Origin of the sequence: Pseudoalteromonas apostichopi (assembly GCF_030297135.1) — a bacterium.
Lineage (GTDB): Bacteria > Pseudomonadota > Gammaproteobacteria > Enterobacterales > Alteromonadaceae > Pseudoalteromonas > Pseudoalteromonas apostichopi.
Genome location: NZ_AP028065.1, coordinates 1,363,149 through 1,379,405, shown reverse-complemented (window position 1 = coordinate 1,379,405; position 16,257 = coordinate 1,363,149). Strand labels below are relative to the sequence as shown.

Sequence of the window (16,257 nt, the reverse complement as noted above, 5' to 3'; positions counted from 1 at the left end):
CTTAGTGGCTGTGGCCACAACCGCCTTCACCGTGCACGTGGCCGTGTGATAATTCGTCGGCTGTTGCTTGGCGAACATTGACTACTTCAACATCAAATGTCAGGGTTTTACCTGCAAATGGGTGGTTTAAGTCACAATCTGCATTGAAGCGACCCACTTTAACGATAGTCACTTGGTGACGGCCTTGGTTAGAATGAACAATAGCAGTCATACCTGGCTTCCACACTTTTGTGTTGCCTTGTAAGTGCTTAAGTGGAATACGTTGGATTAGGTTGTCAACGCGCTCACCGTAAGATTCGCTAGGCTCAAGTGTTACGCTGAAGTTATCACCAGCTGCTTTACCTTCAAGCGCTTTTTCAAGACCCGGAAGCATGCCTTCAGTACCATGGATATATGAAAGTGGCTCGCCATCTTTACTTGATTCGACTTGCTCGCCTGCTTCACTAAGTGTGTAGTGAAATTCAACCACTGCGTCTTTACTGATTTGCATGTTATTTCTCTTTAGAATTTAAAATATAGGCGGTGATTTTACGCTAACCGTTAAGACTGAGCAATCAAGGCTTTTTCAACGAGCCTTCTATTCTTGACAGCATGGCTTCACTGGTTGGCGTTTGTCGCTCTGCAGGTTTTGCTTGCGGTAAGTGAAGTGTCAAAATCGTGCCTGGTCTTAATATGCTGGTGGCACTCAGTTTATTCCAAGTTGCAATGTCTTTGTGTGGCACGTCGTATAATTGGCTGATACTCCAAATTGAGTCACCTGGCTTTACTAGGTAATCAACCGCAATGGTTGCGATAGTTTCTTCATGCTGTTCGAGGTAGGGGCTAATATTGTAATCAACCAGTAATGATTCTGGCATGGTTTGTGGCTGTGATAAACGCAACTGCTCACCAACTTTGATTAGGTTGCTTGTTTTGCTATTGAGTGCTTTTAGATCCTTTACAGACATATTAAAGCGTCTAGAAAGACTGTAAAGAGTATCGCCTTTTTGCACTATATACTCACCAGCAAAGTTATTGCGAAACAATTTGCTTTGTAATAGCGTACGCTGGTCAAGAGGCAATAGCAGGGTATGTGGACCATTCGGGGAGCTTTGGTTTTTTAAATATCCTGGATTTAATTTATGGAGCTGGTTATGTCCCACGCCAGATAAGTTAGCTATTACTGAAAAATCAAACTGCTGGCCAACATCAAACTCAGTAGTGAGTGCTTTATTAACCAATTTAGGCCGTTTTAAGCCTTGCTCAGGATGTTTCAGTAAATAACTTAGTGCTAATAGTTTAGGAATATAATCGGCAGTTTCTTTTGGTAAAGATAACGACCAATAGTCAGTTTTTTTACCTATTTTTTTATTCTTTTCAATGGCTTTTTTTACACGTCCCTCGCCACTGTTGTAAGCGGCAAGTGCATGTAACCAGTCACCATCAAAGCGCTTGTGTAAGTAACTTAAATAAGCCAAAGCGGCATCGGTTGAGGCGAGAATATCTTGGCGTCCGTCATACCATTGATCGCTTTGTACGCCAAAATGATAAGCTGTTGCGCCAACAAGTTGCCAAACACCTACAGCATTCTTTGATGAGCTTACTGTCGGTCTAAAATCACTCTCGACAAATGGCAGCAAGGCCAGCTCCATAGGTAGCTTTTGTTGTTCGATCCGTGTCACGATATGATACAAGTAAGGTGCTGCACGTTTGTTTACTTTTATGAGGTAATGAGGCTGTTTTAAATACCATTTTACACGTGCAGAAGTATGCTTATTAGTTTGAAAGACGAGTGTTAAATTGTTGGCGATATGCTGCCAAAGATCGTTCGAACGAGGTGTTGGTAACGGAGTGTCACCAGCTGGCAGTGGCGCAACTGTAGCGGGTGGTTCAACAGCCGTTGAAGCCACATAGTCACTAGTTGCTTGCTGGGTTGCTAAGTCGGGCTCATAATGGTTAAAAACCGCTGGCCTTTCCCGCTCATCTGTTTTCTGCTGAGTTAGTTGGCATCCCTGTAGACCAATAACTAAGCTCAGCCAAAGTAAATATCTCAAACTTACTCGAGCCATATAATAAAATCCTTTTACTATTTTAGCTCTATTTTGACAACTTGCTCTGTTTTAGTCCAGCCTCTAGAAACATAGAGAAAGCCCTTTCACCTATTTCATCAAGCTGATATTGCTGTTTTATCTCAGCAGGAAAAAGCGGAATTAATTCACTAACTGATTTATCTGGCGCTGATTTTGTCATCTCTTTAATCGTTTTTAAAAACCTTAAAGGGAGCGCAAGATCTTGTGGCGATAGTGGCTTGCCATGACCAGGTAAAATAGTTACGAGCGTGGTATTTTTTTGAATATCTTGCAGTACTGTGATCCAGCTAGTAAAGGTACCATGCCCGGGGTAGGGTAAGCTGTCGACTATATCTGCGCCTAACAGAACGCGGCCTTGATCTGCACTTAAAGTAAGATCGCCTTTAGTGTGCGCTTGGTAAGGTGTAATAACTACGGGATAATCACCAAGGTCTAGCTGTGTTGATTCAGTAATGCTAATAGCCGGCGGGTTTAAGGTTAACTCCCGCCAGCGAAATAAACGCTTTTTAGCAAGTTCTAGTTTGTCGCGCCAAATCACTTGTTGATCTTCTGGTTGATTGGCAAGGCGTTGATAGCTCAGCTCTATGCTTTTTTCATAGCCATCTAATTTATCAGTTAATGCTTGCTGCATGGCGGCAAACTCAGTTTCTACTTGCTGATGAACTATCAGTTTGGCTTTAGGGAATTCAGCCTGTAAAACCGCTAATCCTAGTAGATGATCATCATGATAATGACTGGCGACTAAATAACATAATGGTGTTTTTAGGTGTTCTTTTAGCTGCTCTGCGAGCATTTCTACTTCGGCAAAGTTACCGCTGGCATCAAACATTAAGGCGCACTCTTTACCTTCAATTAGCACTTGATTCGAATCGTAAAAGCGCAGTTTATTTTGTTGTTGAAGAAATTGAATTTCGGGAGTGATGCTATGCCAGCTAACGCTTGATTGGGCGCTATAGCTTACAAAAAGACAGATCAAAAAAGCACAAAATCGCATGGTGTTCCGCTCGAATAATAGTCAGTGCAGTTGATTGTAAACAAAAAAAGCGCTGGATGCGCTTTTTTCTAAATACTAAGATGTTGGCTGAGCTTATCTATTAGTTTGTCATGTTGTTGCTCTTGTTCTGCTTGTTGTGATTTAACTTCGAGTAATTCATGACTTAAATGTAATGCGGCCATCAGCAGGGCTTTTTGGTCATTTCGAACCGATGAGCGTTGTTTCATTTGCTCCACTAAGTCATTCAAATTTTGTGCAGCAGCAACTAGGGCGTGCTCTTGCCCAGGTGGGCAAGAGAACTCATGTTCTTTACCTAGTAGCTCTACGCTGACCCGCTGACTTTGTGGGCTGCTCATTAGCTAGCCTGTTGTACGCTTTGTAATTTCTCAAGCAGGCCTGTTAGTGTACTGCTTGCATCTTTTTGCTTCTCTTCGTTTTCTAGCACTTCAAGTTGCAGAGTTTCGTTCTCATCTAAAAGCTTAGCTGTTTGCTCTTGTAGGCTTTTAACTTCGCTTTCAAGTTCGCTATTGCGAAGGATTAATTTGTCGATCAGTTGTTCGAGTTGGGAAAGAGTTTCGTTATTCATAAATGCGCTCATAAAACTGTGGTTATTGTCATGCAAATGTAAAGGAAAGTGTCTTGATATGCCAGCATTTACGGCTGTTTTAGCGTATTTTTATTTATTATTAAGGCTTAATTCAGCGTAATGGCTTTTTTATTCATTTATGGTTCATGGAATAGCCTGAACTTAGGATCATTTGTTGTTTATCATGTACAATAAGACTATTCATTTTTAACGCAGTTTGCATCTGGCGAATTATAAATATGCTTAGTTATCGACACTCTTTTCATGCGGGTAACCCTGCTGATGTGCTAAAACATCTTGTTCTAGCTGAAGTACTTAAATACCAAACAATCAAAGATAAGCCACTTGATTATGTAGACACGCACTCAGGTGCTGGTTTTTTTGAACTTGCAGGCAGTGACGCACAAAAAACACAAGAATATTTAGAGGGTATTGCTAAGCTTTGGCAGCATAATAGTGAGCATGATGCACTTAATGAATATATTGAGCTAATTAAATCATTTAACCAAAACGGTAATTTAGATTTTTACCCAGGTTCACCAAAAATTGCCGAGCACTTTTTGCGTCGCCAAGATAACGGTTGGTTTTTTGAGTTACACCCACGAGATCTACAATTACTGCAAGACAATATGAAAGGTAAACGTTCTATTCGTGTTCGTGGCGAAAACGGCTTTCAAGGCTTAGTTGGTTTGTTACCTCCAGCGTCACGTCGAGCTTGCGTGCTTATTGACCCTCCATACGAAATTAAAAATGATTACGACACGGTTGTTAACACCCTTGTTAAAGCATATAAGCGCTTTGCAACGGGAACATATATGATTTGGTATCCGGTTGTTGACCGTGAACGAATCGATAGAATGGAAGCGGGTTTAATTGCATCGGGTATGCGTAACATTCAGCTTTTCGAGCTCGCAACACAGGCCGATACTGACGTTCATGGAATGACAGCGTCGGGTATGATAGTGATTAACCCACCATGGAAATTAAAGCAAACAATGGATGCGGTATTACCAGAACTTGTTTCATTATTAAGCGACAGCAGTGGTTTTTATCGTAGCGAGCAATTAGTTGAAGAATAATTCCTTTTCAATACAAAAACGCCCAGCAATTGCTGGGCGTTTTTAATTTTACCGCTATTAATTCATGTAAGTAGCTGCAAAGGTCGCTAGTGGCTCGTCACTATCATCTAGCAAGGTTAATTGCTCACCATTGATAGAGTATTTAGCAGTGGCTGCTAGTGTTGCTGACATGGCTGCTTCGATATCCATTTGTGCTACACACATTCTTTCGGTGATAGCTAATGGTTTGAAGGTCAGCATTTGCTCATTAACTTCGTAATTACCTGAGAAGTTATTACAGCCTAAGTAACCACTGGTTGAACCATCGTCTTTAAACTGCACGAAGGGTTCTTTATTTTCAACAGTGATTGTTTCACCGCTAATTGTAACTGCTTTCCAGTAGGTATTTGTTAAAGTAACATCGGGTTTTTTAGCCGATACTTTTGTCACTGTTACCTTGTAAACATCGCCCGATACATCTTCAGCAAATGGGTTATTGTGAGTGGTGCTAATGTAAAGTAATTTACCTTGATTCTCTATGCGCGCACTTACACTATAACGGTGACGGTCAGCAATTTTGCTTTCATCATATTCGAGTTCCACGCTGTATGGTGGGGCGCCGTTTAATTCAATTTCTTGTTCGCTGAGTACGTCAGCTTTGGCATCCATTTTTGAAACATCAGCCAACTGTACTTTTAATACCGAACCAGGGGGGAGCATGCTACGGTCTAAATAAGTAACTTGAGTATTTAGGGTTTTCATTGTTGATTGTTCAGCCTGTGGTGCACCTGAGTCTTCACCACAACCTGTTAATACTAAGCTGCTCCCTAAGATCATTAAACTGCATAGAGAAGCGCGTTTGAAAGATGAGATGGTATCCGAAGCCATGATTGTTTCCTTGCGTTTTTAGGGGTATGCGTCTTTGTTTTAAAGTTAGCATAAAGTTCGCTGACTTAATCATAGCTTAATTAACAAAAAATGGGCACTAGGCCCATTTTCGTCATAACGAGTCGCTTTATGAAAATAAAGCGTATTAGAGTAATCGTTACTTTTTCACGTATTTGGTGAGGATAACAATTCGCTGCCCGTCAACACGACCTTCGATGTGCTCAGGGTTGCTTGTTAAACCGATGTTTCTTACTGCTGTGCCACGTTTAGCAACAAGGCTACTGCCTTTAACATCAAGATCTTTAATTAGAGTTACAGTGTCACCTGCTTGAAGTACAACGCCATTACTGTCGATGTGTTTAATATCATCGTCTTCCGCAAGTGCTGTTTGTGCCCACTTTAGCGTGTCTTCTTCTAAATAAATCATGTCTAGAGCATCTTGTGCCCAGCCGTTATCGGCCGCTAAACGTTTTAACATGCGATAAGCCACTACTTGTACTGCAGGTGTTTGACTCCACATACTATCATTTAAACAATGCCAGTGGTTTGCAGTTAGATCGGCATTATTCTCAATTTGATCTTTACAAGTTTGGCAAACATAAATGCATTTATCAGAATGAGCCTCTGTAACAGGTGGCACCTCGTAAACAGATAGGTTATCTGTAGCGGTGCAAAGTTCACATTGGTTATTACTGCGTTCGATTAGTGCTTGTTCAATGCTCATAGGAGACTCTTTTTAGTTAACAAGGTAAGAAAAACAGCGCGCATTATAGCAAAAGCAGGTCCAAAGCGGAATATCCCTAATTATTGTAGGGATATGCTTTTTGTGTATTTATTGATTATGGCATCTAAGCTGCCAGAGTTTTTAAGCTCTTTAATAGCTGCATTTATTTTTGGTAGCAATAGCTGATGTTCACTACGCAGGCGAATTTTTAAGTTTCCCAGCGAATGTAAAGCGCCAAAGCCAATATCAACATTAAATTGCTCAGCCCAGTATTGTGCCGGAAGTTTGTCTATTATGACAACTTCGATACGCTGCATTTTTAATGCTTTTATTAGTTGTTTTTCAGAATGAAAATCAACGCGCTTAAAGCGATTGTCATCGTAGTAGTAATAGCCTAAGACAGTACCCACTGGCTGATTATTAATATTGTTAAGTTGCTGCCATTGAGTCACAGAGTTTTTTAAACTGACCAGGTACTCCTCAATGACAAACAGGGTATCTGAATAAATAAATTGCGGGTTTTGTTTTTCTGCTTGGCTTAGCCATTCAGGGCTAAGAACATCAAAGTCGATGTCTCCTTGGTGTAGGTATTTTACAGTCCTTTTTGCAGGAAGTTCGATATGCTGCACTTGAATATCAGCAAGCTGCATAACTTGCTTAATCATTTCGGGTAGGATCCCAGGGGTGTTGTTGTCGTTGATGTAATAAGGATAATAGTTACCCGAGCCAGTAACATTGTATTTTAATACCGGTTGCTGCTCAGCAAAAACTACTGGTGAGAGCAAAAGTAAAATTAATAAAGTCGAGTTAAAAAAGCTCAATGGTCTGATTGAATACGTTTTCATGTACCTAGTTTGGTTGGGTTTTTGTTTTTTAGCAAGGTAAACATCTTTCACTATACTTATAACAATAGTAATGTGGAGATAGCCACATCTAAGTGAGAAGTAGAATGTCAGAATTAAGTATTGAAGGTAACAAAAGTCAGAGTGTGACTCAGTATATAGCACGGCAGCCAATATTTAATGCTGATAGAAGTTTGTATGCATACGAATTACTGTACAGAGAATCGAGCGACAATGTTTTTCCGGTAGGCACGAGTGATGGTCAAGCGACAGGGCGGCTGTTTTTTAATGCGTTGATGCTGATGGGGCTCGAAAAGCTAACGGGGTTTCAACCCGCGTTTATCAACCTATCAACCGACGCTATTTTGGATGACTTTCCAAAGCTGTTGCAACCACGCAGTGCGGTTATCGAAATCGTTGAACGAGCGACGAGTATTCCTAAAGTAGTGAACCGCGTTAAGCAGTTAAAGCAAGAAGGCTACTTGTTCGCTTTAGATGATTACGATGGCACTGATAAATGGCAAGATATCTTACCTTTGATGGATTTTATTAAGCTTGAAGTAACGCAGCCGATTATCAAAACCAACATGATGATCAAAAAACTAAAACGCAGCTTCCCTGATACCACTATCATAGTTGAACGTATTGAAAATTATGAAGATTTTGAGCAGTTAAAAACCGCTGGTTGTGATCTGTTCCAAGGGTACTTTTTTGCCAAACCAGAACTTTTAAGTTTTGGAAATGTTGAACCATCAAAAGTTGCCGTACTTGAATTACTCAATTGCACTGCACAAACTGATTTAAATTTTGATGCTATTCAACAACGTGTTGCTAAAGATTTAGGGCTTACCGCACGCATTTTAAAGTTAGTTAATGCGCGAGCTAGCAGCACCCAACAAACTATTCGTTCGATCTCGCAAGCGGTTATTTATCTTGGTGAAGATGCGATTAGGCAATTTGTGCGTGTATTAGCACTTAGCGAATTAGGTAATGATAAACCGCAGGAGCTGACAAAACTTGGTTTAACAAGGGCAAAATTTATCTCTTTGATGCTTGAGCCAGGTGGGAAAGAGCTTGCTGAGCAAGGGTATTTGGTTGGGCTACTTTCTGTGCTTGATGCTATTTTAGATATGGAACTTGATACCATAGCAAAAGAGTTTTCGCTTGGTAGTGAGCTCTCTAGCGCTCTTTTAAACTTTAATGGGATGCAAGGTGCAAGCTTACAACTCACGAAAGCGGTAGAGGAAGAGCAATGGGAAACGGCTCATGAGTTGCTAATGATGATTCGTCCTGCCTCAAAAATGGATGTAGTTTTTCAAGCCATGTACGATGCTCGTGCATATGCAGATGACGTTTTCGTAAGCTTATCTTCGGTTACAGACTAAAAGTGCAGAGTTCGCTATGATGCGGGCTCTGTGTATCAAAAAGGTTTGTAAATAATGCGTTTAGCTTTACAGGTAGTGACCATCTTAGTTGCTTTGGCGTTACTTATACCAGGAGTAACCCAGCCGGTACTTACCCTTGAAGGAAAAATCGATAAATCTAAGCTTGCTAAAACAGGTATTGAAATGATTGCCGATGAAGGCGACCGGAATACCCGTAGTGTACTAATGATGGCATCAAGCATGTTGGGGCTTGATAGGCTCGAAGGTGAAATTGATGCCTATAAAAAAACACGCAGCATTTGGGGTACCGTGAATGAGCTTGCTAATAACAAAAACTACCTTGTCGCCGCGCTTGTTGCCTTGTTTTCCATAGTGATCCCCACTTTAAAATTGCTGATGCAATTGTTTTATTGTTTCTTACCTATGAATAAAATTAAACATTTACTCGGTCAACTCATACAAGGACTAAGTAAATGGAGCATGGTCGATGTGTTTGTGATTGCATTGATCGTGTCTTATTTAGCTGGCAACGCCGATGGGCAAATGGGCGAACTTATAAAAATGCATGCCGAACTGGGGGATGGATTTTGGTATTTTACTGGTTACTGCCTGTTTGCTATTGCTGCCAGCAATAGTATTAAAATAGATAAACCCTTGTCGAGCGCGTAAATTTCGGGCTACAATTTGGGCAATTAATTTTTAAGGTATTATGATGACGCGACTTTCAAGCTACTTATTGATAGCTATGATGCTGCTCACTTTTGTGGCTCAGTCAGTTGCGTCTGTTGCTATGGTATGTGATATGCCACATGGCAGCATGCAAATGGATCATCATGCTAATATGAATGCTGACAGCGACATGAGTGATATGGATTGTTGCCATGAAGATGCAATGGATAACAGCGATTGCGCGTGTCCGTTTAATGCCTGTACAGCTCACTCACTCCTTCCGTTAAATGATTTAGTTGTTAAATCAATTAAGCAATCCGAAAAAGTCACAGTGTTAGGCGCCAGCCAGCTTAGTTTCCACGCAAGTTCTTTATATCGTCCACCTATTACTGCTTAAGCAGGATAGGTCTGTCTAAAATTCAGTAAAACGCTGAAATACACCTCATTCTGCACCCAAAATCTATTGTTTTTTAACCATTTTTAAGATTTTTGGAGCATGTGATGACTCACAGAAAATTGATTAAGGCGCTTTCTCTAGGCGTAGTATTGATAACCTCAAGTTTAGTGAAAGCAGAGCCGTTGGCACTCAATCAGGTGATTGATTATGCACTGACTCACGAGCCTTGGTTGCAGGCGAATAAATACCAGCAGCAGGCGATAGAAGCGCAAAGTATTGCTGCAGGCACTTTACCAGACCCAGTATTAACTGTCGGACTAATGAATTTACCAACCGATGGCTTTGCCTTTGATCAAGAAGGTATGACGCAATTTAAAGTGGGCTTGTCGCAGCAGTTTAGTCGAGGTGATAGCCTTGCCTTGCAGCAGCAGGCATTAAGGCAATCAGCTGAGCAATATCCTTGGCTTAGAGCAGATCGTCAAGCCCAGGTTAAAGCCATTGTTAGCGAAGCCTGGCTAAATGCCTATCGCGCGCAAAAAAGCATTCAATTAATCAACCAAGATAAAGCTTTATTCAATCAATTAATTGATATTACTGAGGCAAGTTACGCCAATACACTTGGTGCGACTCGCCAGCAGGATATTATTCGCGCTCAACTAGAGCTCACTCGTCTTGAAGATAAGCTAGTGATGTTAGAGCAGCAGTTTGATAGTGCCAAAAAGCGACTAGCTCAATGGCTACCGATTGACATGTTAAACGGTGCTGTAAGCGATGAAAATATAAAGGTGGCCGCATTAATGCCTTATCAAGAGCTTGCTCCATCAGGGGTGATAGAAGTGTTGATGGCTCATCCCGCAATTATTGCTATTGAGCATGCTTTGCGTGCTAAGAATACACAAGTGCAAGTGGCAGAAGAAGCGTATAAGCCTCAATTTGGAATGAACCTAGGCTATGGCTATCGTGAAGACACGCCTATGGGGGACTCGCGCGCTGACTTACTCTCAATAGGGGTTAGTGTTGATTTACCTCTCTTTACAGATAACCGTCAGGACCAACAAGTTAATGCTGCGATAGCTAGTGCAGAGGCGGTAAAAACTAACAAACTTATTACCCTACAAAAACTACAAGGTCAGTATTTTAAAGAGTTAAGCCAGTTAAGCCGGCTAGCCCAGCGCAAAGCGCTGTATCAGCAACAGCTATTACCGCAAATGGCAGAGCAAGCTGAGGCGACATTAAATGCTTACACTAACGATGCTGGTGACTTTTCAGAAGTGATGCGTGCACGCATCAGCGAACTTAATGCGAAAATTGATGCGTTAAATATCGAAGTAGATAAACAAATAACCCTCGCTCGCCTTAACTATTACGCGGCGGCAAAAGATAGCCAAATAAATGCGGCACAAAGCCAAGGAGTTACCTATGAATAACACAGTCAAATTAGTTGTCGCTTTGGCGGTAGGTGCTGCATTGGCAACGGCTGTAAACAAACTTGCTGAGCAAGATCATGCAACTATGCCTAGCGCTGAAAAAAAGCCGCTATATTGGGTGGCACCTATGGATAGCAACTACCGTCGTGATGAGCCAGGTTTATCGCCGATGGGTATGGAATTGGTGCCTGTTTATGAGGAACAAAGCAGCGCTGAAGACAGCCCAGGTACTGTGAGAATCTCACCAGCCGTAGTGAATAACTTAGGGGTAAGAACAGCGCCAGTGCGTTTTAAATCATTACAAAGCACAGTTGATACGGTTGGCTATGTGCAATATGACCAAGACCAATTAGTGCATATTCATCCTCGTGTCGAAGGCTGGATCGAAACTTTATATGTAAAGGCTGCGGGTGACCAAGTTAAGCAAGGCGAGCCTCTTTATACCTTGTATTCTCCACAGTTAGTGAATGCACAGGAAGAGCTACTGCTTGCCCTTAAACGTAACAATGCGGTACTTATTCGTGCGGCTAAAGCGCGCTTAGCCTCATTAAATGTTTCTGACGATTTTATTGCGCGATTAGAGCAAAGCCAAAAGGTTAGGCAAAACATAACCTTTTATGCCAAACAAAGTGGCGTATTGGATGAGCTAAATATCCGCGAAGGTTTTTATGTGAAACCGGGCACCACCATGATGAGTATCGCTCACCTAGAAGAAGTGTGGGTTGAGGCAGAAGTTTTTGAGCGTCAAGCTGGCCTTATTCATAAAGGCTTGCCAGTTACCATGAGCTTAGATTATTTACCGGGTAAACGTTGGCAAGGGAAGGTCGATTACATCTATCCAACCCTTGATGAGAAAAACCGTACTCTTCGTGTACGCCTTCGCTTTGCTAACCAAGATGGCCTACTAAAACCGAATATGTTTGCTGAAGTGAGTATTATTACTAAGCCGACTGAGCCGCAATTAGTCATCGCAAAAGAAGCGGTGATCCGCACTGGTAGCCAAGACCGTGTCGTGATTGATTTAGGCGAAGGCCGCTTTAAGTCAGTCGCTGTGACGTTAGGCCGCAGTGATAATCATGACGTCGAGATTTTATCAGGCTTACTGAAAGACGATAAGGTGGTTATTTCAGCGCAGTTCTTAATCGACTCAGAATCAAGCAAAAGCTCTGACTTTATGCGTATGCAAGAACCAGATAGTGACAGCGCAATGGTGAATGGCGTGATCAACAGCATTGACCGTGAAGCCAGAACTGCTGTAATCAGTCGTGAAGCCATCCCCAAGTGGGGCCGAGAGGCCGCAACCATGGAATTTCACTTTTCGCCGCGCATTGATATGTCTAGTTTGCAAAGCGATGATGAAGTGCATTTTACTTTTAAGTTAGTGGACGGTGAGTTTATGATTTTTGACATCATGACCATGAGCCATCCTATGCAAGGAGAAATGCAATGATAGCAGCCGTGATCCGTTGGTCAGTCGGGAATCGCTTCTTTGTATTACTGCTGTCTTTAATGTTGGCAGGTTTTGGGGTTTTTTCTTTAAAGAATACCCCAGTTGATGCCTTACCTGACTTATCTGATATACAGGTTATTGTAAAAACCTCTTACCCAGGACAAGCGCCGCAGGTAGTGCAAGACCAAGTGACGTTTCCGATCACTACGGCAATGTTGTCGGTGCCGGGGGCTGAAACGGTCAGGGGTTTTTCGTTCTTTGGTGACTCTTACGTGTACGTTATTTTTAACGAAGATACCGACCTTTATTGGGCTCGTAGTCGAGTACAAGAGTATTTGAGTCAAGTAAGTGCTCGCTTACCCGATTCAGCTAGGCCAGAACTTGGCCCAGACGCAACAGGTGTGGGTTGGATTTACCTTTATGCGCTGGTGGATAAAACTGGCAAACACGATACTAGCCAGCTACGAAGTCTGCAAGATTGGTTTTTAAAGTTTGAACTGCAAACTGTGCCAGGTGTATCAGAAGTGGCTTCTGTTGGTGGTATGGTTAAGCAGTATCAGGTTAATGTCGACCCCGACAAATTACGAGCATATGGTATTCCACTGAGTTTAATTCAAACAGCGATTAAACAAGGTAACCAAGAGCGCGGTGCCTCAGTGGTCGAAATGGCTGAAGCCGAATACATGGTATCAAGCACAGGTTATATTAAAGGTGTTGCCGATTTAGAAGCCATCCCACTTGGTACCAATGCCAATGGTACACCACTGCAATTACGCGATGTGGCCGATATTAAACTTGGGCCGCAAATGCGCCGTGGGATTGCCGAACTTAACGGCGAGGGCGAAGTGACAGGTGGTGTGGTGGTGATGCGCTTTGGAGAAAACGCTGAAGCGACCATCAAATTAGTAAAGGAAAAGCTAGAGTCGCTCAAAAAAGGCCTGCCAGAGGGCGTTGAAATCATCCCTGTGTACGACCGTTCAAACCTTATTACACAAGCACTTGATAACTTAAGTTCAAAGTTAATTGAAGAATTAATTGTCGTGGCCTTAGTGTGTGTGGTGTTTTTATTCCATATACGTTCATCGATAGTTGCCATTATCACGCTGCCAATGGGGATTTTAACGGCTTTTGTGGTTATGTATTGGCAAGGTATAAATGCCAACATCATGTCGCTTGGCGGGATAGCGATTGCGATTGGTGCAATGACAGATGGCGCTATCGTGATGATAGAAAATATGCATAAACATATGGAGAAAACTCCACTGACCGACGAAAACCGCTGGCAAGTAGTGATGGACTCAGCCGCAGAAGTGGGGCCCGCGTTATTCTTTAGTTTATTAATTATCACAGTCAGTTTTATGCCAGTGTTTATTTTAGAAGCACAAGAAGGGCGTATGTTCTCGCCGCTGGCTTACACAAAAACCTATGCAATGGCGGCCTCGGCTGGTCTAGCGATTACACTGGTGCCGGTATTAATGGGCTACTTTATTCGCGGTAAGGTTATTTCGGAGCAGAAAAACCCTGTAAACCGCTTATTGGTGGCAGCGTATAAACCCTTGTTAAATGCGGTGTTAAAAGCGCCGAAAACAACACTGGTATTGGCTTTAGTTTTGGCAGTTATCGGCTTTTACCCGGTTAATAAAATTGGAAGTGAGTTTATTCCTCCTCTTGATGAGGGGGACTTGATGTATATGCCAACTACTTATCCTGGTATTTCAATTGGTAAGGCCCGTGAAATTTTACAACAGACCGACAAATTAATTGCCAGTGTGCCAGAGGTTGAGTCGGTATTTGGTAAAGTTGGTCGTGCAGATACTGCGACAGATCCAGCGCCGCTAACCATGATCGAAACCTTTATTCAGTTAAAGCCAAAGTCACAGTGGCGCGAGGGTATGACAACCGAGAAACTTAAAAAAGAGCTCGATAATCTGGTTAAGTTCCCAGGGCTCACCAATGCGTGGGTTATGCCAATCAAAACGCGAATCGACATGCTTGCCACTGGTATTAAAACGCCTGTGGGGATCAAAGTTGCAGGGCCAAAGCTGAGTGAAATTCAAAAAATCGGTGAGCAAATTGAAGTCATCTTAAAAGATTTACCGGGCACAGCTTCGGTTTACTCAGAGCGCGTTGCCGGTGGTCGCTACATCAAAGTCGATATCAACCGTGAAAAAGCAGCACGGTACGGTTTGAACATTGCTGATGTGCAACAGGTCGTTGCCACCGCTATCGGTGGTATGAATGTGACCGAAACGGTTGAAGGGCAAGAGCGTTACCCTGTTAACTTGCGTTACCCGCAAGATTATCGTGACTCGCCAGAAGAGCTTAAGTTGTTACCCATTGTGACGCCAAATGGACAACGTATTGCATTGGCTGACGTTGCTCATGTTTTTATTGAAGATGGTCCGCCGGGTATTAAAAGTGAAAATGCACGTATCAATGGCTGGAGCTTAATTGATATTGAAGGCAGTGATATCGGCAGTTATGTTGAGCATGCGCAACAAGCACTGCATGAGCAACTCGAGCTACCTGCTGGTTACTCAATTACATGGGCGGGGCAATATGAATATATGGAGCGCGCAAAAGCCAAACTCAGTTACGTATTGCCACTAACTTTGGCAATTATTGTGGTGCTGTTATATCTCAATTTTAGAAGTTTTATTGAGGTGGCAATGATCATGCTGACCTTACCACTTGCGATGATAGGCGGTATTTGGTTGATGTACCTTGAAGGCTTTAATTTCTCGGTCGCTGTTGGGGTTGGCTTTATTGCCCTAGCAGGGGTTGCCGTAGAAATCGGCGTGATCATGCTGGTTTATCTCAATCAAGCGTATCAAGATGCCAAAGCGCAATCAGCACAGTTTACGGTTACAGAGCTGCGCCAAGCAATTATCAATGGTGCAGGCCTTCGGGTTAGGCCTGTGATGATGACAGTTGCCACTATTATCATAGGTTTATTACCTGTGCTGTATGGTACTGGAACGGGAAGCGAGGTGATGAGCCGAATTGCAGCGCCGATGGTTGGCGGGATGCTCAGTGCCATTGTTTTAACGCTACTCGTGTTACCTGCACTTTATTTTATATGGCGTAAACGCCACCTATAAATTTTACAGTCAGTGTGTAACTTGTACGCTTTTACTTGCTTCAAGTTACACTTTTTATTTTTAAGGCGCTGATAATTAATGTTTTTTCTAATGGTGTGATTTATGCAAAGTCATATTAAATTGATTTTGATAAGGAATACACATGCAAGTTAAAACAATACAACAAGTTTATGATTGGACCGTGTTATTTCATACTCAAATGGCAGCCAATTTCCACAGCGTTAAAGATTTACTGGACGAGCATAATCAAATGCTGGTGGATTATTATCTGCAATATGAGAAGAAACTAGCAGAAGATCTCGTTGGCTTTAAAGCAATTACTGAGATAAACACGCTAGATACGTATTGCTATGAGTATTTTGCTGAAAACCCTGAGCTAATTACCTTCAACGATATCAGCACAGATCAGCAAATTGATGAAAAGGCGATTCAGGTTTACTTAACCACGCAACACCAAAAAGTAATCGACTTATACGAGTACTTGGTATCGCGCGCTGATACAGAGCAAAGCAAAGAAAAGCTTGAGCGATTGCTAGAGCTTGAGCATCAAGGCCTTAAGCAAATGATGCAAAGCTCAAACCGCCATATGGATATGTAGTATACCCAAACCACCTCAAGATGCAGAATTCAGCGTTTCACAGGTGCTTAATATCAAGGCGTTACTTTG

Annotated in this window: 16 protein-coding genes; 8 read left to right on the top strand and 8 right to left on the bottom strand. The window is 42.2% G+C overall.

The window, feature by feature from the left end; all coding sequences use genetic code 11:
* Position 1: 1 nt before the first annotated feature.
* From QUE86_RS06125 to QUE86_RS06105, 5 genes are all read right to left on the bottom strand, one after another.
* Positions 2-490, bottom strand: a complete 489-nt coding sequence (locus tag QUE86_RS06125; RefSeq protein WP_130050399.1) for an FKBP-type peptidyl-prolyl cis-trans isomerase — start codon at positions 488-490, stop codon at positions 2-4.
* A gap of 64 nt (positions 491-554) precedes the next feature.
* Complete coding sequence (locus QUE86_RS06120; RefSeq protein WP_372799671.1) at positions 555-2,033, bottom strand: LysM peptidoglycan-binding domain-containing protein; 1,479 nt, start codon at positions 2,031-2,033, stop codon at positions 555-557.
* 43 nt (positions 2,034-2,076) lie between these two features.
* Positions 2,077-2,898 (bottom strand): MBL fold metallo-hydrolase, encoded by an 822-nt coding sequence (locus QUE86_RS06115; protein ID WP_353506591.1) that lies wholly within the window; start codon positions 2,896-2,898, stop codon positions 2,077-2,079.
* A gap of 233 nt (positions 2,899-3,131) precedes the next feature.
* Positions 3,132-3,419, bottom strand: a complete 288-nt coding sequence (locus tag QUE86_RS06110; RefSeq protein WP_130050402.1) for a cell division protein ZapA — start codon at positions 3,417-3,419, stop codon at positions 3,132-3,134.
* On the bottom strand, positions 3,419-3,649 hold the full coding sequence (locus QUE86_RS06105; RefSeq protein ID WP_130050403.1) for a DUF904 domain-containing protein: 231 nt from the start codon (positions 3,647-3,649) through the stop codon (positions 3,419-3,421). Before QUE86_RS06105 ends, QUE86_RS06110 begins: the two co-directional genes overlap by 1 nt.
* A 239-nt stretch (positions 3,650-3,888) precedes the next feature.
* Here QUE86_RS06105 and QUE86_RS06100 point away from each other — a divergent pair, with 239 nt between their 5' ends.
* Positions 3,889-4,728, top strand: coding sequence for a 23S rRNA (adenine(2030)-N(6))-methyltransferase RlmJ (locus QUE86_RS06100; protein ID WP_130050404.1), 840 nt, complete (start codon positions 3,889-3,891; stop codon positions 4,726-4,728).
* A 57-nt stretch (positions 4,729-4,785) separates the two neighbouring features.
* On the opposite strand, the gene QUE86_RS06095 is transcribed toward QUE86_RS06100, so the two are convergent.
* The 3 genes from QUE86_RS06095 to QUE86_RS06085 all read right to left on the bottom strand — a co-directional run bounded on the left by QUE86_RS06095 (position 4,786) and on the right by QUE86_RS06085 (position 7,164).
* On the bottom strand, positions 4,786-5,595 hold the full coding sequence (locus QUE86_RS06095; RefSeq protein WP_239977677.1) for an META domain-containing protein: 810 nt from the start codon (positions 5,593-5,595) through the stop codon (positions 4,786-4,788).
* Positions 5,596-5,752: 157 nt separating this feature from the next.
* Positions 5,753-6,319, bottom strand: coding sequence for a PhnA domain-containing protein (locus QUE86_RS06090; RefSeq protein ID WP_130050406.1), 567 nt, complete (start codon positions 6,317-6,319; stop codon positions 5,753-5,755).
* A gap of 80 nt (positions 6,320-6,399) precedes the next feature.
* A complete protein-coding gene (locus QUE86_RS06085; RefSeq protein ID WP_286259927.1) occupies positions 6,400-7,164 on the bottom strand; it encodes a substrate-binding periplasmic protein in 765 nt (254 codons plus the stop codon).
* 104 nt (positions 7,165-7,268) lie between these two features.
* Here QUE86_RS06085 and QUE86_RS06080 point away from each other — a divergent pair, with 104 nt between their 5' ends.
* From QUE86_RS06080 to QUE86_RS06050, 7 genes are all read left to right on the top strand, one after another.
* Positions 7,269-8,546, top strand: coding sequence for an EAL and HDOD domain-containing protein (locus QUE86_RS06080; protein ID WP_130050408.1), 1,278 nt, complete (start codon positions 7,269-7,271; stop codon positions 8,544-8,546).
* A gap of 54 nt (positions 8,547-8,600) precedes the next feature.
* Entirely contained in the window at positions 8,601-9,215 is a 615-nt protein-coding gene (locus tag QUE86_RS06075; protein ID WP_286259926.1) for a paraquat-inducible protein A, read from the top strand.
* Positions 9,216-9,255: 40 nt separating this feature from the next.
* On the top strand, positions 9,256-9,612 hold the full coding sequence (locus QUE86_RS06070) for a hypothetical protein (RefSeq protein WP_286259924.1): 357 nt from the start codon (positions 9,256-9,258) through the stop codon (positions 9,610-9,612).
* Between the two features lie 104 nt (positions 9,613-9,716).
* A complete protein-coding gene (locus QUE86_RS06065) occupies positions 9,717-11,039 on the top strand; it encodes a TolC family protein (RefSeq protein ID WP_286259922.1) in 1,323 nt (440 codons plus the stop codon).
* On the top strand, positions 11,032-12,489 hold the full coding sequence (locus QUE86_RS06060) for an efflux RND transporter periplasmic adaptor subunit (protein WP_286259920.1): 1,458 nt from the start codon (positions 11,032-11,034) through the stop codon (positions 12,487-12,489). Before QUE86_RS06065 ends, QUE86_RS06060 begins: the two co-directional genes overlap by 8 nt.
* The gene (locus tag QUE86_RS06055; RefSeq protein ID WP_286259918.1) at positions 12,486-15,590 is read left to right on the top strand and encodes an efflux RND transporter permease subunit; all 3,105 of its coding nucleotides are present in this window, start codon (positions 12,486-12,488) and stop codon (positions 15,588-15,590) included. The genes QUE86_RS06060 and QUE86_RS06055 overlap by 4 nt, the downstream gene beginning before the upstream one ends.
* A 142-nt stretch (positions 15,591-15,732) precedes the next feature.
* Positions 15,733-16,188, top strand: a complete 456-nt coding sequence (locus QUE86_RS06050; RefSeq protein ID WP_054563522.1) for a hypothetical protein — start codon at positions 15,733-15,735, stop codon at positions 16,186-16,188.
* Positions 16,189-16,257: the final 69 nt, after the last annotated feature.